We start from the raw sequence: 25,301 nt of genomic DNA, 5'->3' as shown, positions 1-25,301 counted from the left end.
TCCAGTCAAGGTTGATGGGTGGAACGTTCTTACAATCCCAGTTCCGCCGTCAGCGCCTGGCCGATGGTCCGCTGTTCGGCCAGGATGGCGCGCAAGTGGTGGGGGCGCGTCTTGACATTCGTCATTACCACGCGCAGTACATTGGTCGGGCCGGGGTAGCGCGTCGACTCGAGTACCGTGCGCGACACAAAGCTGTGGCCTTGCGCCTTTTGCCGGTTTTGCAGCTTGGCGTTCAAGGTGTTCAGTTGCTTGTTCAGTTCGGTCGCCGCGTCCACCTGGCCGCCGGCCAGCAAGCTGTCCATGCGCTGGCGCAAATGCGCGGGCACGTAGCGGTAGGTCAGGATGAAGGTGTCGGAGCGCGTGACGAGTTCGAAATCCTGCTGGTCGGCCAATAAATCCTGCAACTGGCCGGACAAGGTGGCTGCCTGCTGCAGCAAGGTCGTGTAGCCGGACACGCCCAGCACCTTGAACGAGGTCCACAGTTTCAAGGCGTCGAAGCGGCGCGAGCCTTCCAGCGAAGTCTGGCCCAGGTCGCCCGAGTTGTCGCGCAAGATGTAGTTGGCATTGTGCTTGAGCAGGTTCAGGCTGGCGCTATCCTTGAACAGCACCATGCTTTGCGCCATCGGCACCCACAGCAATTTATGCCCGTCGATGACGACGGAGTCGGCCAGCGCGATGCCGTCGTACAGCCCGCGGTACTGTTCCGCGATCAGCAGCGCGCCGCCCCAGGCCGCATCCACATGGAACCAGATGCTTTCCCGCGCGGCAATGGCTGCCATGGCGGCCAGCGGGTCGATGGCGCCCGTTTCCGTCGTGCCGGCGATGCCGATCATGGCGACGACCTTGATATTGCGCAATTTCAAGTCGGCAATGGTCGCTTCCAGCGCCTGGACGTCGATGCGGTTGTCGCGGTCGACGGCCACCAGGTGCAAGGCGTTTTCACCGAGGCCCAGGGTCGCCAGCGCCTTCTTGACGGAATAGTGGCTGCGGGCCGAGCCGATCACGGCCAGGCCCGCGTAGCCCGATTCTTGCATGGCGGCAAACAGGCCCCGCTTGCGCGTGCCTGGCAGCTGCTGTTCCAGTGCGACGGCCAGGGCCGTCAAGTTGCCCATGGTGCCGCCGTTGACGACATTGCCCAGCGCGCCGCTGGTGGCGGCCATGGCTTGCGTGTAGATATGTTCGGGCTGCTGGTACACCTGGCGGTGCAGCCAGCCGAGGATCTGCTTTTCGATCAGGGTCGACACATACGCCGTCTCGATCTTGACCTGGTTCTGGTTCAGGGTGGCCGTAAACGCTTCGGCCAGCACGCTGATCCACGGCAGGGCCTGGGTCATGTGGCCGATGTACTGCGGGTGGTTCAGCTGGGCCGTATTGGCCAGCACGGTGGTGTCGAGTTCTTGCAGGAAATCCGCCACAGGCATGCCGTGCGCGGGCAGGCTGGTGTCGGACAGCTGCGTCAGCAGCTCCGCATACGGCGTGTGCGGATAGGCCGTGTCGCGCTCGGCGGCCAGCCAGCCGCCCAGCATGCCCAGCGCCTGCCGCAGGGGCGCGGGCGCCTGCTGCAATGCATCGATGGAAAAATGCTGCTGCAGCAGCTGTTCGACAGGGGTATCGGTCATGGCGCGTTGTTTTCTCTACGGATTGCTGGTGCCACGGTGACAAACGAATTGCGCCCAGGCGGAAGCGGGATTTTACCCGACTCCGCCTGAGCGCATCAGTTTGCTATGTCAGTTTGCTATTGCTGCTGATCAGAAATAGTTCAAGCCCAGGGCCGACTTGACTTCATCAGCCGTGCGGGCCGCCACTTCGCGTGCCTTGAAGGTGCCTTCTTTCAGCATCTGGATGACTTGTCCCTTGTCTTTGGCGAACTCTTCGCGGCGGGCGCGGATCGGCGCCAGCATTTCCTGCAAGACCAGGTCCAGGCGCTTCTTGACGATGCTGTCGCCCAGGCCGCCGCGCACGTAATGGGCTTTCATTTCGGCCAGCGCCGCTTTTTCCGGGTCAAACGCATCCAGGTACGTAAAGGCGATGTTGCCTTCCAGGTGGCCCGGATCTTCCACGCGCAGGTGCAGCGGGTCGGTATAGACTTTTTTCACGGCAGCCGTGATTTCGGCCGGGGTCGCGCCCAGGTTGATGGTGTTGCCCAGCGATTTGCTCATCTTGGCCTTGCCGTCGATGCCGGGCAGGCGGCCGATGTCCGGCACCAGCGCCTTGCATTCCATCAATACTTCGCGGTTATACATGCGGTTGAAGCGGCGCACGATTTCATTCGTTTGCTCGATCATCGGGATCTGGTCTTCGCCCACGGGCACCACGCCCGCCTTGAAGGCCGTGATGTCGGCCGCCTGGCTGGCCGGGTAGGTCAAGAAGCCGGCCGGGATGTCGCGCTCGAAGCCGCGCAGGCGGATTTCTTCCTTGACGGTGGGGTTGCGCTCGAGGCGCGCCACGGTGACGATGTTCAGGTAGTAAAAGGTCAGTTCGGCCAGTTCCGGAATCTGCGACTGGATGAACACGGTGGTTTTCGTCGGGTCGATGCCGACGGCCAGGTAATCGAGCGCCACTTCGACGACATTGCGGTGCACCTTGTCGATGTCGTCCATATTGTCCGTCAGCGCCTGCGCGTCGGCCAGCATGATGAATTGCTTGTAGCTGTTCTGGTAGCGCACGCGGTCGCGCAGGCTGCCCACGTAGTGGCCCAGGTGCAAGGGGCCGGTAGGGCGGTCGCCCGTCAGGATCACGGATTGCGAAGCGATGGCGGCGGCGGACAGCGGCGCGGCGTCGTTCTGGTCCTGGCTGTCGGGGGTATCGGGCGTATTAGGCAAGCTCATCAAGTTTCCTTTTGAGCCGCCTGCATCGGGGATGATCCAGGCTGAGCCTGTTACGCCACCGATCGAGGCGGCGTGGATCAAATTCACATCACTATGCAGTGGCCGCGCGAAAGTGAGCGGGACCACCAATTCAAGCAGGCGTGTTGTGAAGGGATAAATTTCATGGCGTTATGGTTGCAGTTCGGGCGCGTTCTGTCAAGTTTGCGCCCGGATTTATCTGCTGCGCTGCGTCAGAGGCTTGCCTTATGTAAAACTTGCTTTCCGGGTACTATTGCCGTTCGGCCACTTTTGCGTGGCATGAATCATTGGAGAACAGTATGCGCATGTCGTCCCCCGTCCGGCTCACCGGCCTGGCTTTTGTTGTCAGTTCCCTATTCAGTTCCTTGTTTGCAGTACCCGCGATGGCGCAAACGCCGCCCATGACGCCCGATATCGGCGCCAAGCTGGTCATGCCCGATGTGAATGACTACGTCAAGCGCGTGGTGATGATCCCCATGCGCGACGGCGTCAAGCTGTACACGGTGATCGTCGTGCCGAAAGGCGCCCAGAAAGCGCCGATCATGCTCACGCGCACGCCGTACAATGCGGCCCGCCGCGCCCAGCGCGCTGCCAGCCCCAGCATGCTGGCCGCCCTGCCGCAGGGTGACGATACCCTGGTGGAAAACGGTTACATCCGCGTGTTCCAGGACGTGCGCGGCAAGCATGGCTCGGAAGGCGATTACGTGATGACGCGCCCCGTGCGCGGACCGCTGAACCATACCAAGGTCGATAACGTGACCGATGCGTGGGACACCATCGACTGGCTCGTGAAAAACGTGCCGGAAACGAATGGCAAGGTGGGCATGCTCGGTTCCTCGTACGAGGGCCACACGGTGCTGATGGCCCTGGTCGACCCGCATCCGGCGCTGAAGGTGGCCATTCCCATGAGCGCCATGGTCGATGGCTGGCGCGGCGACGACTGGTTCCACAACGGCGCCTTCCGCATGCCGAGCCTGTCCTACCTGGCGTGGCAGACGAGCGCGCGCGGCAGTAGCGAGGCGCCGGCGCTGGGCGTGTATGACGAATACGATGCGTATCTGCGCATCGGCTCGGCCGGCGATTACGCGAAGAAGTTCGGCATCGACAAGCTGACCTACACGAAAAAGCTGTTCGAGCACCCAGCCTACGACAGTTACTGGCAGGAACAGGCGCTCGACAAGATCCTCGCCAAGCGCCCGCTGATCGTGCCTACCATGCACGTGGTGGGGCAGTGGGACCAGGAAGACATCTATGGCCCGTACGCCACCTACACGGCGATGGAGGGGCGCGACAAGCGCAACAACCTCAATTACCTGGCCATCGGCCCGTGGCGCCATAGCGGCGTCAACTATGACGGCTCCAGCCTGGGCGCCCTGAAGTTTGACGGCGATACGGCGCGCCAGTTCCGCGAAAAAGTCATGCAGCCATTCCTGAATCAATACCTGAAGGATGGCGCGCCGGAAGCGAACACGGCGCCCGTGGTGTCGTACCAGACCGGCACCAACCAGTGGCAGCGCCTGCAGCAGTGGCCGCTGGCCTGCGAGACCTGCGACACCAAGCTGACGCCGATCTACCTGCAGGACGGTTCCAGGCTGGGTTTTGCGGCGCCATCGGGCGCTGCGGATGCGGCTGAAGGCGCCTTCGATGAATACGTGGCCGATCCCGCCAAGCCCGTGCCTTTCGTGCCCCGTCCCGTGCGCCTCACGGACCCGGATGTGTGGAAGCCATGGCTGGTCAGCGACCAGCGCGGCTATGCCGACCGCACGGATGTGCTCAGCTATATGTCCGAACCGTTGAAGACGGCCGTGCGCATCGCCGGCGCGCCGATGGTGAACCTGTTTGCCGCCACCAGCGGCACGGATGCCGATTGGGTGGTGAAACTGATCGATGTGTATCCGGACGAAGTGCCGTCGCAGCCGGCCATGGGCGGCTACCAGCTGGGCGTGGCGATGGATATCTTCCGCGGCCGCTACCGCGACAGCTTCGAGCACCCGACGCCGATACCGGCAGGTAAAGTGGAACGCTACCGCTTCGCCTTGCCGAACGCGAATCACGTCTTCCTGCCCGGCCACCGCATCGCCGTGCAAGTGCAGTCGAGCTGGTTCCCCCTGTACGACCGCAACCCGCAAAACTACGTGCCGAACATCTTCCTGGCCGACCCAGGCCATTATAGAAAGGCGACGCAGCGCGTGTACCACGCGACAGGGGCGGCCAGCGCGATCGAGTTGCCGATTGCGCCGCTCGACGCCCGCTAAGCGATTCGCATGAGGATGGCGCCCGCCGCGATCAGGCCGATGGCCAGGTAGCGGCGGGGGCTGATCTTTTCGCGCAGGAACAGGGCCGCGATGGCGATGGCGAACAGGATCGACGTTTCGCGCAGGGCCGCGATGGCGGCCACGCTTGCCTGCGTCATGGCCCACAGGGCCAGGCCATACGAAGCGAGGGTGCCGAAGCCGCCAACGGCGGCCAGGCGCCATTGCGTTTGCGCATACGCAAGCAAGTCGGCGGGGCGGCGCAATGCCGTCCACAGCAGCAGTCCTGCGCCGTTCAAGACAAAAATCCACATGGTGTAGGCGGCCGGCGCGCCGGACAGGCGCACGCCGATGCCGTCGATCAAGGTATAGCTGGCGATGACGCAGGCGTTGCCGAGCGCAAAGGCGGTGGCGCGGCCCGTGTTTTTCGGCATCCTGCCGATGGCGCCCGTACGCGCGGCCACGTACAGGCCGAGGATGCCCGCGCAGATGCAGGCGACAGCGCCCATCTGCATGGGAGACAGGCGTTCGCCGATCAGCGGCCAGCTGGCCAGCGCCACGAGCAATGGCGCGCTGCCGCGCATCAAGGGGTAGGCATGGCTCATGTCGGCCGCCCTGTAGGCAGCCGCCAGCAGCGAGTAATATGCCAGCTGTGCCACGGCCGAGGCGGCGAGGTAGGGCCAGCTGGCGGGCGCGGGAGTGTTGACGAAGGGCAAGACGGCCAGCGAAATCAGGGCCGCGCCCACGGAAACGAGCACCGTGCTGAGGAAGGTATCCTTGCCCGACTTGACGATGGCGTTCCAGCTGGCGTGCAGCAGGGCGGCAAACAGGACGACGGCGACGACCAGACCGGACATGCAGGCCTTAGCGGGGGCGTATGCTCAGCGACAGCAATTCCTGGCGGTGATGGCGCTGGAAGCCGTCCATCACGGCGCCGGAGCGGCCCGCCCTGTCGAGCAGTTCGCGCAGGGTCGCCTGGTCTTCCGCCGTCAGCGACTTGCGCGACAGGTAGACGCCGCTCATGCCCCAAGGCAATTCCGGCAGCGCTTCCAGGCGCAGGCGGTCGGCCAGGCCATACACGCGCGCATCGTTTTGCGCCACGCCGGCGAGGATGGTGGGCGCCATGATGGTGGCGTCGATGAAGCCGCTTTGCATCAGGCGCGCCACGGACAGGGCGTCGACTTCGTAGAACAGGCGGCCCTGGCTGCTCAGCTCCTTCGCCAGCGCCTGGTACGGTGCGCCATAGTCGTAGCCGCGCACGAGCGCCACGCGCAATTCGCGCCGCTCGATCAATTCCTGCATGGTGTTGATGGGCGGTCGCGCGCCCTGGAGCGAGATCAGCAGGGGCCGGCTGCCCAGCATGGGGATGAACAGGCCATGCTGGTCGCGCCGCAAGGTGCTGCTGGCCGGGATCAGCAAGTCGGCCTTGCCCGCCTCAAACATCGCTTCCAGGCGCGCGCGGGGCACGGCCGTGAAGATGAAATTGCAGCCGAGCTTGGCACCCATGCCGCGCAGCAAGTCGGGATAGATGCCGCTGATGGTGGCGCCATTCACCACCACGCTGGCGCCGATGGCCGAGACGGGCACCTGGATGTCGCGCGAGCATTGTGCGCCCGCCAGCGATGGCAGCGCCAGCGCCAGCATGGCCACGGTTCGGCGCCAGGCGCTGGAATAAAAGTCAGTCATACCCATCCTTGCTCACCATCGTATCGCCGGCGTCGGCAACGCCCGCTTGATTATCCCATTCTCGCCTATTTATTTCCCAAATACAATATTATCCCGCCGACTACTTTGTGGTGGAAACCATAAGTCTTGCCTGGCGCTGCGCCTTGAAGTAGCGCCAGGCCACCAGGATGCCCAGGGTTTGCATGATGGCGCACAGGTAGAAGGTGCTGCCGATGCGCCAGTCTTGCGGCGGCAAGTGGCTCACTTCGCCGAGGATCATGCTGCCGAGCAAAGGCATGAAGATGATGCCCAGGCTGCTGATCGATTGCAAGGAGCCCATCAGTTCTCCCTGTTCGCTGGCGTTGGACGATTTCGAGATGATGCCTTGCAGCGCCGGTCCGGCGGCAAAGGCCAGCAGGTTGCACAGGATCAACGCATACATCATCCAGCCCTGCGTCGCCAGGCCGTACAGCAGATAGGTGAGGGCGCCCGAGGCCATGCCCAGCAGGGACAGGCGCACTTCGCCGAAACGCTTGATGAGGATGCCCAGCAAGCCCGCCTGCACGACGGCCGCGCACAGGCCCACGCAGAACAGGGCGATGCCGTTCTGGCGCGGCGTCCAGTCGAAGCGGAAGTGCGTGTACAGCACCCAGGTGGTGTTGAGCATCATTTGTGCAAACGTCATCAGGCCGAAGGCCAGCACCAGGCCGCGGATCTCCACGCGGCGCACCAGCTTGAGCAGGGCGGCAAACGGGTTGATGCGCGCCAGGGTGAAGGGTGCGCGCGGACCAGGCTGCAGCGATTCGGGCACGCAGAAATAGCCGTAGATGAAATTGGCCGCCGACAGGCCCGCCGCCACGTAAAACGGCAGGTGCAGGTTGATCTCGCCCAGCAGGCCGCCCAGCATGGGGCCGCAAATGAAGCCCAGGCCGAAGGCGGCGCCGATCTTGCCGAAGCTCTTGGCGCGGTTGTCGTGCGTGGAGACGTCGGACGCATAGGCGGACGCGACCGACATGCTGGCCGACGAGACGCCGCCGATGATGCGGCCGATGAACAGGCAGGCCAGGTTCGGCGCCCAGCCCGTGGCGAGAAAGTTGATGCCCATGCCGGCCATCGAATACAGCAGTACGGGGCGGCGTCCCACGTGGTCGCTGATGGCGCCCAGCATGGGCATGAAGATGAATTGCAGCAAGCCGAAGACGGCCGCCATGATGCCGTACCAGAATGCTTGCTCATCCTTGCCGTTGACAAAGTCGCCGATCAGGATGGGCAGCACGGGCACCACCAGGCCGATGCCCAGCATGTCGATGAAGACGCAGACGAGGATGAAATTGAGGTTGCCGGCGCGCGCGGGCGCGGCGGGCGATGACGGTGAATGGCTGTCGGGGCTGGTTTTATCGGACATGCATGCTTTCGGCGCGCACCCCGCGCCGCCGTGCGGCGTGCGGAGTTCAGTTGTTGGCGTGGCGCCGGCGCGTGGCAGCTTCCTGCTGGCGCGCGGCGCGATAGCTGAGCCTTGCATTATAGACAGCGTGGGCCATGCTGGCTATCGCCACCCATGCTAGATGGCAATTCCCCATTCGTCGGCGAAGGCGGCGCGGAAATCCGTCAGCACGGCCAGCCGCTGTTCGGCCAGCGCGCGGCCCGCCGCCGTCTGCATCTTGCCGGGCAGCTTGTCGAGCTTGGTGACGATATGGTCGAGTGCGTAAGCCTTGTCGTCGAGCGGACGCTGCTGCGCCAGCGGGTCCGTGCCATGCGCCAGCGCGCTATCCATGCGCGCCGCCGTATAGAACAACCGCGCCAGTCCCACGGCGCCCAGCGCATCGATGCGGTCGGCATCCTGCACGATTTGCGCTTCGAGCGTGTGCGGCGGCAAGTCGGCGGAAAAACTGTGCGTCTCGATGGCGTGGGCCACGCCAGCCAATCTTTCTGATGGGAAATCCAGTTCCGCCAGCTGGCGGCAAGCCAGCGTTGCCGCCTGGCGCGAGGCCAGGTGGCGCTCGGGGTGGTTCTTGGGCAGGTTGACCAGGTCGTGCAGGTAGCAGGCGGCCATCACGGTGAGGGCGTCCGCGTCCGCATGCTCTTGCAGCAGGACACTGGCATTGCGCCAGACGCGGTGCAGGTGGTTGAGGTCGTGGGCGCCGTCATCACCCAGGCCGGCCGTGGCCAGCGCCAGCAGGCGTGGTTGCCATTGGGAAAGCAAAGAATGCATGTTCACAGTCGTAAAAAGCAGGGGCCGCCAGTGTGGCATAAAACGTCGCCGCGCGTGGTGGTGGCCGGCGTGCTGTAATCGCCACATAAATTGCATCTTTGAAAATCAAAAATCAGACGGTCGCTCTTTTTTAGTGCATGTAAAATTTACATGGGGTAACATTGCCGCACGGAAATTAGAGGCATAAGCTAATTGCTAGAAAATATTTGCAAAAACACACAAGTGGCGGCCATCCCCTGTTGGGTGACTCTGCCACGTCCAAGGCTTGCTTGCAGCGTGCCTTGGCCTGCGCCCCAGGCGAGTTAACGAAAGGAATATCATGAACACCATTTCCAGCGACACTGGCGCAACCGTTGCCAAGGCTGCCGAATACCTGGCCTTTACCCTGGGCCAGGAAGAATATGGCATCGACATCCAGAAAGTCAGCGAAATCCGCAGCTATGAAACGCCGACCCGCATCGCCAACGCGCCCGAGTTCGTCAAAGGCGTGGTCAACCTGCGCGGCATCATCGTGCCCATCGTCGACATGCGCATCAAGTTCAACCTGGGCACGCCCAGTTATGACCAGTTCACCGTCGTCATCATCCTCAATATCGGCAACCGCGTCGTCGGCATGGTCGTCGACCGCGTTTCCGACGTCACCACCCTGATGCCGGAACAGATCAAGCCGGCGCCGGACATGGGCCGTTCGATCAACACGGAATACGTGATCGGCCTGGGCACCATCGACGAGCGCATGCTGATCCTGGTCGATATCGACCAGTTGATGTCCAGCGCCGACATGGGCTTGATCGAAAAATTGGCAGCCTAGGCCGCCAGGAAAAGTCCAGGACGGCGTTGCATTGCCTCGCCGTACATTCGTACTGTCTTCGGCAACGCGCCTTGCCCTGAACATTTCCTGACACCCTAGTGCGATAGGGTTTTTTAGAAACAATTGACCCCAAGCATTGTTTGCTTTTTCTGCAAGGCGCACGCTAGCGCATTTCCTGGCGCACGGTTCAGCCGAACCGTGCGCCAGTTTCACTTGAGTTTCACTTTTTACGCCCGTTTCGCCATGGCAGCCAGCCCGCAGCAGCGCGAAACTGCCAGCCATGGCATCAGGGCTCTTTAGGATAGTCACATGAATTTATTACGCAACGTCAGCATCGGTGTCCGCCTGGGACTCGGTTTTGCCGTGATTTTGCTGTTTTCCATGCTCATTACGGGCATCAGCGTCTGGCGCTTGCACGATGTGGCCAGCGCCACGCGCGTCATGATGGAGCAGCCGCTGGCGAAGGAACGCTATATTTCCGACTGGTATGGCCGCATCGACAGCGCCGTGCGCCGCACCATCGCCATTGCCCGCAGCAGCGATACCTCGCTGAGCGGCTATTTCGCCGAAGAATCGAAAGTCTCGTCGTCCAGCTCGGCCGAGCTGCAAAAGAAAATCGAGGCGCTGATCGACAAGCCGGAGGAAAAAGCCATGTTCGCGGGCTTGCTGGAACAGCGCAAGGTGTACATCGGTTCGCGCGACCAGGTCTACAAGCTGAAGGGCGAAGCGCAGGTCGATGCCGCCAACGACGTGTTTGAAAAGACGTTCGTGCCGGCTGCCGCCAAATACCAGAAAATGGTGTCGGACTTGCTGGAACACCAGCGCGCCACGATCGACGCCACCGCGCGCGAGATCGACGCCGTTGCCAATACCAGCCGCAACCTGATGCTGGTGCTGGCCGCGCTGGCGCTGGCTTTCGGCGTCGTGTGCGCCTGGGTCTTGACGATGGGCATCGTGCGCCCCCTGCGCACGGCCGTGGACATCGCCCGCAAGGTGGCCGATGGCGACTTGACGGCGCAGATCGACGCCAGCGCCAAAGATGAAACTGGGCAACTTTTGCTGGCCCTGAAGGACATGAACACGAGCTTGCTCAATATCGTGGGCGAAGTGCGCAGCGGCACGGACAGCATCGCGACGTCGTCGACGCAAATTGCCGCCGGTAACCAGGACCTGTCTTCCCGCACGGAAGAGCAGGCCGGTTCCCTGGAAGAAACGGCGTCGTCGATGGAAGAGCTGACAAGCACCGTGAAACAGAATGCGGACAATGCGCGCCAGGCGAACCAGTTGGCGGCGTCGGCTGCGCAAGTGGCCGTCAAGGGCGGGGCAGTGGTGGCGCAGGTGGTGGGCACGATGGAATCGATCAATGCTTCGTCGAACAAGATCGTCGACATCATCAGCGTGATTGACGGTATCGCTTTCCAGACGAACATTTTGGCCCTGAACGCGGCCGTGGAAGCGGCGCGCGCAGGCGAACAGGGCCGCGGTTTTGCCGTCGTGGCATCCGAAGTACGCAACCTGGCGCAGCGTTCCGCGTCGGCGGCGAAAGAGATCAAGACCCTGATCGGCGCTTCCGTGGAGCAAGTCAACGCGGGCAGCATGCTGGTGGCGCAAGCCGGTTCGACCATGAACGACATCGTCGACAGCGTGCAGCGCGTGAGCGACATCATCACGGAAATCACGGCGGCCAGCAGCGAGCAAAGCGTGGGTATCGACGAGATCAACCGCGCCATCGGCCAGATGGATGCCGTGACGCAACAAAATGCGGCCCTGGTGGAAGAGTCGGCGGCCGCCGCCGAATCGATGCAGCACCAGGCGCACAACCTGGCGCAAGTCGTCAGTGTCTTTAAACTCAATGGCCAGCAGGCCGGCGCCGGCGGCGTGAAGGGTGTGCAACACGCGCAGAAACGCCCGGCAGCGCAGCAAACCACTTTGCGCATCGGCACGCGCTGATACCGCCGCGGCTGCCCCAGGCAGCCGCAACCCCTTTTATATAGTCTGGTTCCGCTTTTTTAGGATATTCACATGAATTTGTTAAGAAACGTCAGTATTGGTGTGCGCCTCGGCCTGGGTTTTGCCGTGATTTTGCTGTTTTCCATGCTCATTACGGGCATCAGCGTGTGGCGTTTGCACGACGTGGCCATGGCCACGCGCACCATGATGGAGCTGCCGCTGGCGAAGGAACGCTATATTTCCGACTGGTATGCAAAGATCGATAGCGGCGTGCGCCGCACCACGGCCATCGCGCGCAGCAGCGACACGTCACTGGGCGCGTATTTTGCGGAAGAGGCCAAGCAATCGTCCGTCGTGTCGGGCGAATTGCAAAAGAAAATCGAAGCCTTGATTTCCAGCCCGGAAGAAAAGGAACTGTTCCGCCTGGTGAGCGAACAGCGCAAGGTCTACCTCGATTCGCGCGCGCAAGTGTCGAAGCTGAAGGCGGATGGACAGGAAGCCGAGGCAGAAAAGGCGTTCCAGGGCATCTTCGTGCCCGGTTCGACGAAATACCTGAAAGTGGTCAACGACATGCTGCAGCACCAGCGCGCCAGCATCGACACGACGGCGCGCGAGATCGACGAGGTCGCCAAGACGAGCCGCAACTTGCTGCTGACCCTGGCCGTGCTGGCGCTGGGCTTTGGCGTCGTCTGCGCCTGGCTGTTGACGACGGGCATCGTGCGCCCCCTGCGCACGGCCGTGGACATCGCCCGCAAGGTGGCCGATGGCGACTTGACGGCACAGATCGACGCCAGCGCCAAAGATGAAACTGGGCAACTTTTGCTGGCCCTGAAGGACATGAACACGAGCTTGCTCAACATCGTCAGCGAAGTGCGCGCAGGTACGGACAGCATCGCCACGTCATCGACGGAAATCGCCGCCGGTAACCAGGACCTGTCTTCCCGCACGGAAGAGCAGGCCGGTTCCCTAGAAGAAACAGCTTCGTCGATGGAAGAACTGACCAGCACCGTGAAACAGAATGCGGACAATGCGCGCCAGGCGAACCAGTTGGCGGCGTCGGCCGCGCAAGTGGCCGTCAAGGGCGGCGCAGTCGTGGCGCAGGTGGTGGGCACGATGGAATCGATCAATGCTTCATCCAATAAAATCGTCGACATCATCAGCGTCATCGACGGCATCGCCTTCCAGACGAATATCCTGGCGCTGAATGCGGCCGTGGAAGCGGCGCGCGCGGGTGAGCAGGGCCGCGGCTTTGCCGTCGTGGCGTCCGAAGTGCGCAACCTGGCCCAGCGTTCCGCGTCGGCGGCGAAAGAGATCAAGACCCTGATCGGTGCTTCCGTGGAGCAAGTCAACGCGGGCAGCATGCTGGTGGCGCAAGCCGGTTCGACCATGAACGATATCGTCGACAGTGTGCAGCGCGTGAGCGACATCATCACGGAAATCACGGCGGCCAGCAGCGAGCAAAGCGTGGGCATCGACGAGATCAATCGGGCCATCGGCCAGATGGATGCCGTGACGCAACAAAATGCGGCCCTGGTGGAAGAGTCGGCGGCCGCCGCCGAATCGATGCAGCACCAGGCGCACAACCTGGCGCAAGTGGTCAGCGTGTTCAAATTGAATGGCCAGCAGGCCGGCGCCGGCGGCTTGAAGGCCGTGAGTGGCGGCAAGCGCCCGGCGGCCAAGGCGCCGCAAGAGGCATTGCAGATCGGCCGCGCCGCCTAAACGGCAAGGGGTGGAGGGTCTTCCTCCACCCAGCCGGCGATCGCCAGCTGCGACAGCCGATCCGCCTCGCCATTGCGGTGGCGCGGCAGCCAGCGCAGTGTTACATCGTGTAATTGTTCCAGCAGGGCCACTACGGTGGCCCTGTGTATTTCCAGTCCCTTGGCGCCTGCCGCCGCCGTTCCCAGCACATCGTTGATCACCACCTGGCTGTCGCCGTACAGCAGCAGTTGCGCGGGCGGCGGGCGCACGCCGAGTGCCGCCTGCAGCACGGCCGTCAGGGCCGCATATTCCGCATCGCTGCTGCTGCCATAACCGGCCGCCTCGCTCACTTCGATGCGTTCGCCGTTCGGCCCCAGCAGCAGGGCGCCGATGCCCAGCTTGCCCGGATTCGGGTGGGCGGAGCCGTCGAACCAGCCGCGCCATGCCGAAGCGGGGCCAGCCGGCAGGCGCCTGGCCGCTTGCGCCTGCTGGCGGTCGCTGATCTTTTGCGCCTTGCGCTGCGCGTCGGCCGCGCGCGCCTGCGTCCGCGCCGCCAGCAGGGCGGCAAGGCCCTGCGTGCCGGCCGCCTGTTCCAGTATGCGCTGCAGCGCCGCGTCGCCGGCGATGCCTTCCAGCGCCGCCAGCCGGCGCGCCAGTATCCGCTCGCTCTTGAACGCTGCTGCCAGCAATGTTTCCAATTCCTCTTGCATGGGGCTTTCCCTGTTCGTTGTGCCGCGAATCTACGCGAGTGCGGCGCGGACCGCAAGACAGGCTGCGCCTTTTTCGGCATGTCCGCTTGCGCCACATAACGCGGAGTGATATAGTCTGCGTTATTAAATCAAGGAGAAAAACATGACACAGCGCGTATTGATCATTGGTGCCGGCTTTGCCGGCTTGTGGAGTGCCCTGGCCGCCGTGCGCCGCCTGCGGCTGGAAAACGTTGCGGCAGGCGACATCGAAGTGGCGCTGGTGGCGCCGGAAGCGGTGCTGACGATGCGCCCGCGCCTGTACGAGCCGGCGCCTGCCGGCATGGTGGCGCCGTTGCAGCAACTGTTTGACGACACGGGCGTGCGCTTCATCGCGGGCAAGGTCGAGGCCATCCGCAGCGCCAGCGACGAGGTCGACATCGTGGCCGCCGACGGCAGCCGTTCGACCCTGGCCTATGACCGTCTGGTGCTGGCGGCGGGCAGCAGCCTGTTCCGGCCGGATATTCCTGGCTTGCAAGAATTTGCCTTCAGCACCGACCAGCGCGACGACGCGGTGGCGCTCGATGCGCACCTGCATGGTCTGGCTGCCCGGCCCGCATCGGCCGCGCGCAATACGGTCATCGTGGCCGGTGGCGGCTTCACGGGCATCGAGCTGGCGGCCGAGCTGCCGGCCCGCTTGCGCGCCATCCTGGGCGAAGATGCCGATATCAAGGTGATCATCGTCGAGCGGGCGCCCGACATCGGCCCCGATCTGGGACCGGGACCGCGTCCCGTGATCGAGCAGGCGCTGGCGGAGCTGGGCGTGGAATGCCGGCTCGGTTCGGCCGTCGCCGCCATCGACGGGGACGGCTTGACGACGGCCGATGGCGAGCGCATCGAGGCGGCCACCGTGGTGTGGACGGCGGGCGTGCGGGCCAGCGCGCTGACGGCGCAGATTCCCGGCGACAAGGATGCGGCGGGCCGCCTGCGGGTGGCGAACGACTTGCGCGTGCCTGGCGCGGGCAAGGTCTTTGCCACGGGCGACGCGGCCGTCGCGGCCACGGACGACGCTGGCAATCACACGCTGATGAGTTGCCAGCACGCCATGTTCCTCGGACGCTCGTCGGGCGATAATGCCGTGGCCGACCTGCTGGGCCTGGCCACGCGGCCCTACCGCCAGCCGTATTATGTGACGTGCCTGGACCTGGGGGCGTGGGGCGCGGTCGTCACGCAGGGCTGGGAGCGCAAGGTGTGGATGACGGGCAGCGAAGGCAAGGCCTTGAAGGTGGCCATCAATGGCCGCGTGATTTATCCGCCCGCCGACAGCGCGGCGGCGCTGGCGGCCGCCGATCCCGCGTTCGAGCTGTCGCTGTAACCTTGCGGCTGCAAACGGGGAGTGCTACAGTCCCCGTTTTGCAACGGAGGAATGGCATCATGGCACATTATGGAAGCGGCACCGAGTATGGCTTGCATTGCCTGCTGTATCTGGCGCAGCCGCTTGCCGAGCCTGCCAGCAGCCGCGACCTGGCGGAATTGCAGGGCATTTCCGTCTCTTTCCTGGCAAAAATCTTCCCCAAGCTGGAGAAGGCGGGCATCGTGACGGCGTCGGAAGGCATACGCGGCGGCTACCAGCTGGCGCGCCCGGCTGCCGAGATCAGCGTGCTCGACGTGGTGGACGCCATCGAGGGGCCGAAACCGCTGTTCGATTGCCAGCAGATCCGCAGCCGCTGCACCCTGTATGAAGGCGAGCCGCCCGGCTGGATGACCAGCGGCGTGTGCGGCATCCATGCCTTGATGCTGCGCGCCGAGAAAAGCATGCGCGCCGAGCTGGCCAGGACGACCCTGGCGGACCTGGCGCAAGGCGTGGGCAGTGCGGCGCCGGCCGGCTTTGGCGAGGATTTGCAGGGCTGGTTCAGCGGCCGCGTGCAAGTGCGCAGCGAAGCGCGCATCGCCGCCGTGCGCGGACCGAAGCCGCGCCGCGTCAAGGGCGATGCCGTCTGACGCCAGCGATCTTAGGGTTTCAATAGCATGGTATCGACGAGGCTGCCGATCCAGCATGCCACCAGCACACAAACGGCCACCGTCATGGCGGGGCCGTCATGGGCCGACAGCGCATCGACTTTTTCCACGATCAGTTGCACGTCGAGGGGCAGGGCGCCGCTGTCGATCTGTGCCATAACTTGATCCAATCGTGCCATGATCTGGCGCAATACGAGCACCAGCGCGATCAGCGCGGGCACGAGGAAGAGGCAGCCGCGCGCCTTGCGTTTTAATAAGAAATGCCCGCTGCCGGGAAACACGAGGCCCGACAGCAGCAGGGCCTGCGTGCGTTTGGATATGGATGAAGGTGAGGGGGAGCCGCTCATGCGTGCCTTGTGTAGGGGTAAGAGCGGCCCATCATACTATTGCCAGCCGAATTTGCGCAGGTACACGCGTTTCATGAACGTCGTCAGCAGGGTGTAGCAGACGAGGATGCCCAGCAGCCATGGGAAGTAGCCCAATGGCAAGGCTTGCAGCTTGAAGTAAGTCGCCAGCGGTCCCATCGGCAGGAAGACGCCCACGGCCATGATCAGGGTCGTGGCCACCAGCAGGGGCACGGACGCGATGCTGTCGATGAAGGGCAGCTTCGGCGTGCGGATCAGGTGCACGATCAGCGTCTGCGTTAGCAAGCCCACGACGAACCAGCCGGACTGGAACAGGGTCTGTTGCTCCGGCGTATTCGCGCCAAACACATGCCACATCAGGATAAACGTGCTGATGTCGAAGATCGAGCTGATGGGGCCGAAAAACACCATGAAGCGGCCGATGTCGCGCGGGTTCCAGCTCAGCGGCTGCTGGATCAGTTCGGCGTCGACATTGTCGAACGGGATGGCGATCTGCGACACGTCATACAGCAGGTTTTGCACCAGCAAGTGCAGCGGCAGCATGGGCAGGAACGGCAGGAAGGCGCTGGCCACCAGCACGGAAAACACATTGCCGAAGTTCGAGCTGGCCGTCATGCGGATATATTTCAGCATGTTGCTGAAGGTGCGGCGGCCTTCCAGCACGCCTTCTTCCAGCACCATCAGGCTCTTTTCCAGCAGGATGATATCGGCCGCTTCCTTGGCGATATCGACGGCGGAATCGACGGAAATGCCGATATCGGCCGCGCGCAGGGCGGGCGCGTCGTTGATGCCGTCGCCCATGAAGCCGACGATGTGGCCATTGCCGCGCAGGGCGCGCACGAGGCGCTCCTTGTGCAGCGGGCTGAGCTTGGCAAATACCGTGTTGTCCTCTGCCGCTTTCGCCAAGGTGGCGTCATCCATGTCGTCCAGCTGCGGGCCTTGCAGCACGCCATGCACGGCCAGGCCCACTTCGCGGCAAATCTTCGCCGTCACGAGGTGGTTGTCCCCCGTCAACACTTTCACGGTGACGCCGTGTTCCGCCAGCGCGCGCAGGGCGGGCGCCGTCGATTCCTTCGGCGGATCGAGGAAGGCCACGTAGCCGATCAGCGTGAGCGCCGTTTCATCGGCCACGCCGTACACGGTTTTGTGGGGCGGCACTTCCTTGACGGCCACGGCCACCACGCGCAAACCTTCCGCATTCAGGCCGTGCGTGGTTTCCAGCACCTTGTCCAGCAGGGCCGCGTCGAGGGGAATATTCACGCCGCCCAGGCGCAGGTGGCTGCAGGCGGCGAGGATTTCCTCGACGGCGCCCTTGCAGATCAGTTCATGGTGATCATTCTTTTCGGAAACGACGACGGACATGCGGCGGCGCACGAAATCGAAGGGGATTTCATCGACTTTGACATAGTCGCGCGCCAGCTGCATTTCCGTCTGCAATTCCACGTGGTCGAGCACGGCGCGGTCCAGCAGGTTTTTCAAGCCCGTCTGGTAGTGGCTGTTCAAATAGGCGAATTGCAGCACTTCATCGGATTGCTGGCCGAACACGTCGGTATGGCGCTCGAGCACGATCTTGTCCTGCGTCAAGGTGCCCGTCTTGTCCGTGCACAACACGTCCATGGCGCCGAAGTTCTGGATGGCGTCCAGGCGCTTGACGACGACTTTCTTTTTCGACAGTTTCACGGCGCCCTTGGCCAGCGTGCTGGTGACGATCATGGGCAGCATTTCCGGCGTCAGGCCGACCGCCACGGACAGTGCGAACAGGAACGCTTCCATCCAGTCGCCCTTGGTCCAGCCGTTGATCAGGAAGACGAGCGGCGCCATCACGAGGGCAAAGCGGATCAAGAGCCAGCTGACGCTGTTCACGCCCGCTTCGAACGCCGTCGGCGTGCGCTCGGTGGCCGTCACGCGCGTGGCGATGGTGCCGAAATAGGTGCGGTTGCCCGTGGCCAATACCAGCGCCGTGGCGGCGCCCGAGATCACGTTCGTGCCCATGAACAGCAGATTGGCCAGTTCCATGGGATCTTTGCCATGGGCGTCGGCCAGTTCGGCCATCTTTTCCACGGGCAAGGATTCGCCCGTCATGGCGGCCTGGCTGACGAACAGGTCTTTCGCGGACAGCAGGCGGCAGTCGGCGGGGATCATGTCGCCGGCCGACAGCACGATGAGGTCGCCCTGCACCAGCTGGCGGATCGGCAGCTCGACTTGCTGGCCATTGCGCAGCACGGTGGCTGTATTGCTGACCATGGCTTTCAGGCGCTCGGCGGCCCGGTTCGAGCGGCCTTCCTGCACGAAACGCAGCAGGGTCGACAAGATCACCATGGTGCCGATGACGATGGTTGCCTTCGGGTCTTCCGTCAGGTAGGAAACGATGGCCAGCACGGTCAGCAGCAGGTTGAACGGATTCTTGTAGCACAGCCACAGGTGCTGGTACCAGGCCAGCGGCTTTTCATGCTCGACCTCGTTCGGACCCGTTTGCGCGCCGATCACTTGCGCTTCGGCATCGCGCAAGCCTTCCAGGCGCGTGTGCAGGCGGTTCAGGGCGCTATCGAGGTCTTCATGGGCGGCAGCCAGCAACTGGCGCGCCAGGTGGTCGGGCACGGGGCGGGCCGTGCTGTTTTCCAGCGGCATGGCGCGGCGGCGGAAGTTGCCTGCCGTATGGCGCTTGCGCAGGAACGATTCGAATAAGCGGGTGAAGAGATTCATTGCTCTTCCTTTCACGACGAGGTGTTGACGGGCGGCGCAGCCGCAGGCAAGACTTGCGTGCCGCCAAAGCACGATAGTGCTGGCGGGCAATCCGGGGCAGTAGCCGGTCGCGATCGGAAAGAGGGGGGAGAGGCGTGCGGCCATACTGGCCGCGCGAGACACCGCACCTTGCTCAGCAAGGCACGGAGGAAAGAGAGTTCCGCGTTGCTTGCTGTTTAGCTGCCGAGGCAATCGCCGATACAAGATCGGCTACTGTCACTAGAACAAGTACCCACGTGGGACTCCGTAAATGAATAATGGGGGCATCTTATGCACATGCTGCAAGAGTGTCAACTGAAGAAATCTTAGGTTTCCAAAGTGTAATGTGACTGTGGCAGGCCGCATGCTCAGCCATGTTGCGTGGCCATCGCCAGCGAATCGGACAGTATCTGCCACAGCGCCGCATGGCGCTGCTGCAGCGCGGCGCCGCCCGCGTAGATCAGTTCCACGTGCAGGCTGTCGACGATGCCCAGGTAGGCTTGCGCATACAGGTCGATGCGCTGCGACGATAACGTGGGCGCGAGACGGGCCAGGCTCTGCACGTAATACTGCTGCAGCTGCGCCAGCAAGGCTTCGTAGCCCGTGCCCACTTCCACGCGCAGGGGTGCGGGCGGCAAATACGCCGTGCGCAGCAGAAAGCGCAAATGGGCCGAGTCCGCATAGCGCTGCGCCATGCGGTCGCAGTACAGGGCGCCGGCCAGCTGGCCGCCGGGTGCCGCCAGCGCCGCTTCGTCGGCGAAGCAGCTGTCCATGAAGGCTTGCTCTTCGGCCAGGGCGTCGGCAAACACGTCGAGGAAGAGGGCGTCCTTGCCGGCGAAGTGCGAGTACAGCGAAGCCTTGCGCATGCCCGCCTGCGCGGCGATGTCGCTGAGGGACGAAGCGTCGTAGCCGTGTTCCGAAAAGTGGACGACGGCGACGGCACAGATATTATCGGCCGAGGCCGAGCGTTTTTTCATCATGGGGGTGATATGGGGTGAGGCGTCAGTGCGCTCCCAGGCTGCTGGCATGGACCGGATGGACGCGCGCAGTTGCCAGGGTCAGCCATGATACCAGCAGGCCGGCCACGGTCAAGAACAGCAGCCACGGCAGCGGCCCCCATTCCGACAGGCTGGCCGCCAGCGGCGTGGCCAGCGACGACAAGGTCATCTGGATGGCGCCCAGCAGGGCGGCCGTGGAACCGAGCGCGCGCTGCTGGGAACCCATGGCCATGGCCATCAGCGCCGCTTCCGCGATGCCCAGGCCAAACAGGGCCACGAACATGCCCGGCACGACGGCGGCGATGCCTGCTCCCGCCCAGGCGCCGAGCAGGGCCAGCCCCGCGCCGCCCAGCATGGCCGCGCTGCCCGCCACGCAAAGGCGCGCCACGCCGTGCTTTTCCACCAGGCGGCCGCTGGCCATGGCGCCCAGCAGCACGGCCACGCCCGTGGCGCCGAACACGAGGCCGAAGCTGCCCGCGGACAGGCCGAAATCGCGCTGGTACACGAGCGATGCGCCGCCGATATAGGCAAACAGGAAAAAGAAAGTGGCGGACAGCGCCAGCGCGGGCAGCAGGAAGGCGCGGTCCAGCGCGATGCGCGCATACGTGCGGTGCATGCCGCGCGGCGCGACGCGCCGGGCCGCTGGCAGGGTTTCTGGCAGGAACAGCGCGCTATTGAGCAGGGTCAAGACACCCAGCGCGGCCAGGGCCAGCATCACGGCGCGCCAGCCGTAGTGGGCGTCGAGCAAGCCGCCCACGGCGGGCGCCAGCACGGGCGCCAGGCCGACGATGGTCATCAAGAGGGCAAACAGCTGCGCCGCTTTGACGCCATCGGCCACGTCGCGCACCATGCTCATCACCACGACCAGGGTCAGCGCGGCGCCCAGACCTTGCAGCAAGCGCGCCGGCAGCAGGGTGCTCAATTGATCCGCCTGCGACGCCCACACGGCGGCAAGAATGTACACGGCGATGCCGGCCAGCAGCGGACGGCGCCGGCCCAGCATGTCGGTGAGCGGCCCGCACAGCAATTGCCCGCCGCCCAGGGCCAGCAGGAAAACGGTCAGGCTCAGCTGCACGTTCGCATACGAGGTGTGCAGCTCGCGCGCCATGGCGGGCATCGAGGCCAGGTACATGTCGATGCCGGCCGGACCGAGCACGGCCACCAGGGCCAGGGAAGCCGCCAGCCCGAGACTGGCGGCGGGGAGAGTGGTTTGCTGCTGCATTGCGCTTCCTTTGTATCGTCAAAAAACACGGCATGGACATTGCCGTCTTTTTTATTGTACACTAGCTACCTACCGATAGGTAGTTAACTCAATAAGGACAAAGGATGACGACGATGATGAACGTAACAATGGCGGCTGCGCCGCATCTGCGGGGAGCGCGGACATGACGGAAGTGGGTATTTCGCTCAGCGGCGTGGCCGTGGCCTTGCTGTTTGCCGCCTGGAGTTCGCACCGCGCCCGCTGCGAACGGCGCGATGTCGTGCTGCTGACGATGCTGGGCACCGCCCTGGGATTGCCGGGCGCGGCCTTGCTGGCGCTGTAACGCGGCGCATAAAAAAAACGGCAGACCTTGCGGCCTGCCGTTCTGTGTTTCACTTGCCCGGCTAGCCGGGCAGATGGCGTTTACTCTTCTTCGTAGGAACTGATCGGTGCGCAACCGCAGAACAGGTTGCGGTCGCCGTACACGTTGTCGGCGCGGCCGACCGGCGGCCAGTACTTGCGCTGGCGCAGGGAAGCGACGGGGTAGGCGGCGATTTCGCGGCTGTACTTGCGTTCCCAGTTGTCCGACATCAATACCTGTGCCGTGTGCGGCGCATTTTTCAGCGGGTTGTCGTCGTGGTCGAATTCACCGCTGGCGACCTTGGCGATTTCCGCGCGGATGGCGATCATGGCGTCGATGAAGCGGTCGATTTCCACTTTCGATTCGCTTTCCGTCGGCTCGATCATCAGGGTACCGGGCACGGGGAAGCTCATGGTCGGCGCATGGAAGCCGAAGTCCATCAAACGCTTGGCCACGTCTTCGTTGCTGATGCCGGTGGCGTCCGTGATCGGGCGCAGGTCCAGGATGCACTCGTGGGCGACCAGACCGTCGTGGCCCGAGTACAGCACCGGGTAGTGCGGCGCCAGGCGGCGCGCGATGTAGTTCGCCGCCAAAATCGCCGTCTCGGTGGCGGCCGTCAAGCCTTCCGCGCCCATCATGGCGATGTACATCCACGAAATCGGCAGGATGCTGGCCGAGCCGAATGGCGCGGCGCTGACGGCGCCGATGCCGGCAGCATCGCGCTGGTAGCCCGAGGAACGCTGGTTCGGCAGGAATTTCGCCAGGTGGGCGCCCACGCCGATCGGGCCGACGCCCGGTCCGCCGCCGCCGTGCGGGATGCAGAAGGTCTTGTGCAGGTTCAGGTGGGATACGTCGCCGCCAAACGAGCCGGGAGCGGCCACGCCGACCAGCGCGTTCATGTTGGCGCCGTCGATGTAGACCTGGCCGCCGTGCGCGTGGATGATTTCGCACAGTTCCTGGATGCCTTCTTCAAACACGCCGTGGGTGGACGGGTAGGTGACCATCACGCAAGCCAGGTTGGCGCTGTGCTTTTCCGCCTTCGCCTTCAGGTCGGCCAGGTCCACGTTGCCGTTGGCGTCGCAGCTGGTGACGACCACCTGCATGCCGACCATGTTGGCCGAGGCGGGGTTGGTGCCATGCGCCGACGACGGGATCAGGCAAATGTTGCGATGGCCTTCGCCGCGCGATTCATGGTAGGCCTTGATCACCAGCAGACCCGCGTATTCGCCCTGCGAGCCGGCGTTCGGCTGCAGCGACACGGCCGCGTAGCCCGTCAAGGCGCACAGCATCTCTTCCAGCTGCGAAATCATCTCGCGGTAGCCGACCGTTTGCGCATCCGGCGCGAACGGGTGGATGTTCGAAAATTCCGGCCAGGTGACGGGGATCATTTCGCTCGTCGCGTTCAGTTTCATGGTGCACGAGCCTAGCGGGATCATGGTGCGGTCCAGCGCCAGGTCCTTGTCGGCCAGGCTGCGCAGGTAGCGCAGCATCTCGTGTTCCGAGTGGTAGCTGTTGAAGACGGGGTGGGTCAGGTAGGCGCTCTCGCGTGCCAGGTTGGCCGGCAGCGCGCTGGTCACATTTGCTTCCACGCTGTCCAGGTCCGGGGCGGCAGGCGCGTTGGTCAGGCCGTGCGCGAACACTTTCCACAGCAGCGCGATATCGTCGCGCGTGGTGGTTTCGTCGAGCGACACGCCCACGTGGGTATTGTCGATCTTGCGCAGGTTGACGCCGTGGTGCATGGCCGTCGCGTGCAGTTGCGCCGCATCGGCGACGTTGATGGTCAGGGTGTCGAAGTAGCTCGTATTGACGACGCCATAGCCGAGGGTCTTCAGGTTGGCCGCCAGCACGCCCGTAAAGCGGTGCACGCGGCGGGCGATCTGCAGCAGGCCGGCCGGGCCGTGGTAGACGGCGTACATCGAGGCCATCACGGCCAGCAGCACTTGCGCCGTGCAGATGTTGGAGGTCGCCTTTTCGCGGCGGATATGCTGTTCGCGCGTTTGCAGGGCCAGGCGGTACGCCTTGTTGCCTTGCGCATCGACGGTCACGCCCACCAGGCGGCCCGACATATTGCGCTTGAATTCATCGCGCGTGGACAGATAGCCCGCGTGCGGGCCGCCGAAGCCGAGCGGCACGCCGAAGCGCTGGCTGTTGCCGACGACGACGTCGGCGCCCCATTCGCCCGGAGGCGTGAGCATGGTCAGGGCCAGCAGGTCGGCCGCGACGATGACCATGGCGCCGTTCGCGTGCAGTTTTTCCACGCCGGCGCGGTAGTCGCGCACGACGCCGTTCACGCCAGGGTATTGCAGCAGCACGCCGAAGCAGGCGTCCAGCGACTCGATTTCCGCCGGATCGAACGTGCGCACTTCGATGCCGATCGGCTGGGCGCGCGTCTGCACCACTTCCAGCGTTTGCGGCAGCACGTCATTGGCGACATACAGCACGTTCGACTTCGACTTGCCCACGCGCTGGATCAGGGTCATCGCTTCGGCGGCGGCCGTGCCTTCGTCCAGCATCGAGGCGTTCGAGATGCCCATGCCGGTGAGGTCCGTGATCACTTGCTGGAAGTTCAGGATCGCTTCCAGGCGGCCTTGCGAAATCTCAGGCTGGTAAGGCGTGTACGCCGTGTACCAGGCCGGATTTTCAAAGATGTTGCGCAAAACGACACCGGGCGTGAATGTGTTGTAGTAGCCTTGGCCGATCAGGGATTTGAGAACCTGGTTCTTGCCGGCGATGGCTTTCAGGCGCGACAGGGCTTCCTGTTCCGGCATCGGCTGCGAATACGCGCCCAGGGGCAGGGCGCCCTTGTTGCGGATGTTGGCCGGTACCAGGGCGTCGATCAGCGCGGCGCGCGATGGATAGCCGAGGGTCGCCAGCATGGCTGCTTGTTCGGTGTGGGAAGGGCCGATGTGGCGGGCGATGAAGGCATCGCGTGCTTCGAGTTGGGTCAGGCTGGTGCGGGTCATGATATAGAGGCCAAAAAAGACTGAAAAACCGGGATGCGGCGCGCGGGCGCAGCGCAGAAAAAATGCAAACGGGCCGCGATTGCGGCCCGTGAGTCAAACGCGATTACGCGCCGGTGGTGGCGCCATAGGCGGCAGCGTCGAGCAAGCCGTCCAGGGCCGACACGTCGGCTGGCTTGATCTTGAACAGCCAGTTGGCGTAGGCGTCGGCATTAATCGACTCGGGCGAGTTGACCACGTCGTCGTTGACGGCCACGACTTCGCCGGCGATCGGCGCGTAGATGTCGCTCGCTGCCTTGACCGATTCCACCACGGCGGCGTCGTCGCCGGCGCCGTAGGTGTTGCCCACGGTTGGCAGTTCGACGAAGACGATGTCGCCCAGGGCGTCCTGCGCGTACTCGGTGATGCCGACGGTGATCGTGCCGTCGCCTTCAAGGCGTACCCATTCGTGGGAAGCGGTGTACTTCAGGTCTGCAGGAATGTTCATGTGTGGCTCCAGATGGTAAGTGTTCGTTATTGATTATGGTTGTACGGTCTTGCGGGCGGCTCTATAAAA

Annotated in this window: 20 protein-coding genes; 7 read left to right on the top strand and 13 right to left on the bottom strand. The window is 63.8% G+C overall.

The genetic code is table 11. From position 1 onward, the window contains the following. Nucleotides 1-29: 29 nt before the first annotated feature. Nucleotides 30-1,619 carry a pyridoxal-dependent decarboxylase gene (locus O0881_RS27520; RefSeq protein ID WP_289913853.1) on the bottom strand — a complete coding sequence of 530 codons (1,590 nt, stop codon included), beginning with the start codon at nt 1,617-1,619 and terminating at the stop codon, nt 30-32. A 129-nt stretch (nt 1,620-1,748) separates the two neighbouring features. Beyond that, nucleotides 1,749-2,828: a tryptophan--tRNA ligase gene (trpS, locus tag O0881_RS27515; protein ID WP_289913851.1), complete on the bottom strand. Its 1,080-nt coding sequence runs from the start codon at nt 2,826-2,828 to the stop codon at nt 1,749-1,751. Between the two features lie 383 nt (nt 2,829-3,211). Here trpS and O0881_RS27510 point away from each other — a divergent pair, with 383 nt between their 5' ends. Further along, on the top strand, nt 3,212-5,101 hold the full coding sequence (locus O0881_RS27510; protein ID WP_289913850.1) for a CocE/NonD family hydrolase: 1,890 nt from the start codon (nt 3,212-3,214) through the stop codon (nt 5,099-5,101). Here O0881_RS27510 and O0881_RS27505 read toward each other — a convergent pair. From O0881_RS27505 to O0881_RS27490, 4 genes are all read right to left on the bottom strand, one after another. Then, a complete protein-coding gene (locus O0881_RS27505; protein ID WP_289913848.1) occupies nt 5,098-5,955 on the bottom strand; it encodes a DMT family transporter in 858 nt (285 codons plus the stop codon). The genes O0881_RS27510 and O0881_RS27505 overlap by 4 nt on opposite strands. Before the next feature lie 7 nt (nt 5,956-5,962). Further along, nucleotides 5,963-6,784, bottom strand: coding sequence for a transporter substrate-binding domain-containing protein (locus O0881_RS27500; RefSeq protein WP_099664353.1), 822 nt, complete (start codon nt 6,782-6,784; stop codon nt 5,963-5,965). A 100-nt stretch (nt 6,785-6,884) separates the two neighbouring features. After that, nucleotides 6,885-8,168, bottom strand: coding sequence for a TCR/Tet family MFS transporter (locus tag O0881_RS27495; RefSeq protein WP_289913844.1), 1,284 nt, complete (start codon nt 8,166-8,168; stop codon nt 6,885-6,887). 156 nt (nt 8,169-8,324) lie between these two features. Beyond that, nucleotides 8,325-8,975 carry an HD domain-containing protein gene (locus O0881_RS27490; protein WP_289913843.1) on the bottom strand — a complete coding sequence of 217 codons (651 nt, stop codon included), beginning with the start codon at nt 8,973-8,975 and terminating at the stop codon, nt 8,325-8,327. 319 nt (nt 8,976-9,294) lie between these two features. Here O0881_RS27490 and O0881_RS27485 point away from each other — a divergent pair, with 319 nt between their 5' ends. The 3 genes from O0881_RS27485 to O0881_RS27475 all read left to right on the top strand — a co-directional run bounded on the left by O0881_RS27485 (nt 9,295) and on the right by O0881_RS27475 (nt 13,455). Beyond that, entirely contained in the window at nt 9,295-9,786 is a 492-nt protein-coding gene (locus O0881_RS27485) for a chemotaxis protein CheW (RefSeq protein WP_035818113.1), read from the top strand. Nucleotides 9,787-10,095: 309 nt separating this feature from the next. Next, entirely contained in the window at nt 10,096-11,736 is a 1,641-nt protein-coding gene (locus tag O0881_RS27480) for a methyl-accepting chemotaxis protein (protein ID WP_289913841.1), read from the top strand. Between the two features lie 72 nt (nt 11,737-11,808). Beyond that, the gene (locus tag O0881_RS27475) at nt 11,809-13,455 is read left to right on the top strand and encodes a methyl-accepting chemotaxis protein (protein WP_289913839.1); all 1,647 of its coding nucleotides are present in this window, start codon (nt 11,809-11,811) and stop codon (nt 13,453-13,455) included. On the opposite strand, the gene O0881_RS27470 is transcribed toward O0881_RS27475, so the two are convergent. Next, on the bottom strand, nt 13,452-14,144 hold the full coding sequence (locus O0881_RS27470) for a ribonuclease HI family protein (protein ID WP_289913837.1): 693 nt from the start codon (nt 14,142-14,144) through the stop codon (nt 13,452-13,454). The genes O0881_RS27475 and O0881_RS27470 overlap by 4 nt on opposite strands. A 142-nt stretch (nt 14,145-14,286) precedes the next feature. Here O0881_RS27470 and O0881_RS27465 point away from each other — a divergent pair, with 142 nt between their 5' ends. Then, the gene (locus O0881_RS27465) at nt 14,287-15,495 is read left to right on the top strand and encodes an FAD-dependent oxidoreductase (RefSeq protein WP_289913836.1); all 1,209 of its coding nucleotides are present in this window, start codon (nt 14,287-14,289) and stop codon (nt 15,493-15,495) included. Between the two features lie 59 nt (nt 15,496-15,554). Beyond that, complete coding sequence (locus O0881_RS27460) at nt 15,555-16,121, top strand: Rrf2 family transcriptional regulator (protein WP_289913835.1); 567 nt, start codon at nt 15,555-15,557, stop codon at nt 16,119-16,121. An 11-nt stretch (nt 16,122-16,132) separates the two neighbouring features. Here the strand turns inward: O0881_RS27460 and O0881_RS27455 are convergent, their stop codons facing one another. The 4 genes from O0881_RS27455 to O0881_RS27440 all read right to left on the bottom strand — a co-directional run bounded on the left by O0881_RS27455 (nt 16,133) and on the right by O0881_RS27440 (nt 21,445). Beyond that, complete coding sequence (locus O0881_RS27455) at nt 16,133-16,486, bottom strand: hypothetical protein (RefSeq protein ID WP_289913834.1); 354 nt, start codon at nt 16,484-16,486, stop codon at nt 16,133-16,135. 36 nt (nt 16,487-16,522) lie between these two features. Beyond that, entirely contained in the window at nt 16,523-19,207 is a 2,685-nt protein-coding gene (gene mgtA, locus O0881_RS27450; protein WP_289913833.1) for a magnesium-translocating P-type ATPase, read from the bottom strand. 386 nt (nt 19,208-19,593) lie between these two features. Beyond that, on the bottom strand, nt 19,594-20,205 hold the full coding sequence (locus O0881_RS27445; RefSeq protein ID WP_289913831.1) for a TetR/AcrR family transcriptional regulator: 612 nt from the start codon (nt 20,203-20,205) through the stop codon (nt 19,594-19,596). A 22-nt stretch (nt 20,206-20,227) separates the two neighbouring features. Continuing rightward, nucleotides 20,228-21,445, bottom strand: a complete 1,218-nt coding sequence (locus tag O0881_RS27440; protein ID WP_289913830.1) for a Bcr/CflA family efflux MFS transporter — start codon at nt 21,443-21,445, stop codon at nt 20,228-20,230. 163 nt (nt 21,446-21,608) lie between these two features. Here O0881_RS27440 and O0881_RS27435 point away from each other — a divergent pair, with 163 nt between their 5' ends. Further along, the gene (locus O0881_RS27435) at nt 21,609-21,767 is read left to right on the top strand and encodes a hypothetical protein (protein WP_171985004.1); all 159 of its coding nucleotides are present in this window, start codon (nt 21,609-21,611) and stop codon (nt 21,765-21,767) included. Between the two features lie 80 nt (nt 21,768-21,847). Here the strand turns inward: O0881_RS27435 and gcvP are convergent, their stop codons facing one another. Both gcvP and gcvH read right to left on the bottom strand, forming a co-directional pair. Further along, nucleotides 21,848-24,748 carry an aminomethyl-transferring glycine dehydrogenase gene (gene gcvP / locus O0881_RS27430; protein ID WP_289913828.1) on the bottom strand — a complete coding sequence of 967 codons (2,901 nt, stop codon included), beginning with the start codon at nt 24,746-24,748 and terminating at the stop codon, nt 21,848-21,850. 103 nt (nt 24,749-24,851) lie between these two features. Further along, a complete protein-coding gene (gcvH, locus tag O0881_RS27425; protein WP_077403327.1) occupies nt 24,852-25,232 on the bottom strand; it encodes a glycine cleavage system protein GcvH in 381 nt (126 codons plus the stop codon). Nucleotides 25,233-25,301: the final 69 nt, after the last annotated feature.

It is taken from the genome of Janthinobacterium sp. SUN100 (assembly GCF_030397705.1).
In the GTDB taxonomy this organism is placed as follows: Bacteria; Pseudomonadota; Gammaproteobacteria; order Burkholderiales; family Burkholderiaceae_D; genus Janthinobacterium; species Janthinobacterium kumbetense.
The sequence above is the reverse complement of the archived record's forward strand: the minus strand, read 5'-3'. Positions and strand labels throughout refer to the sequence as shown.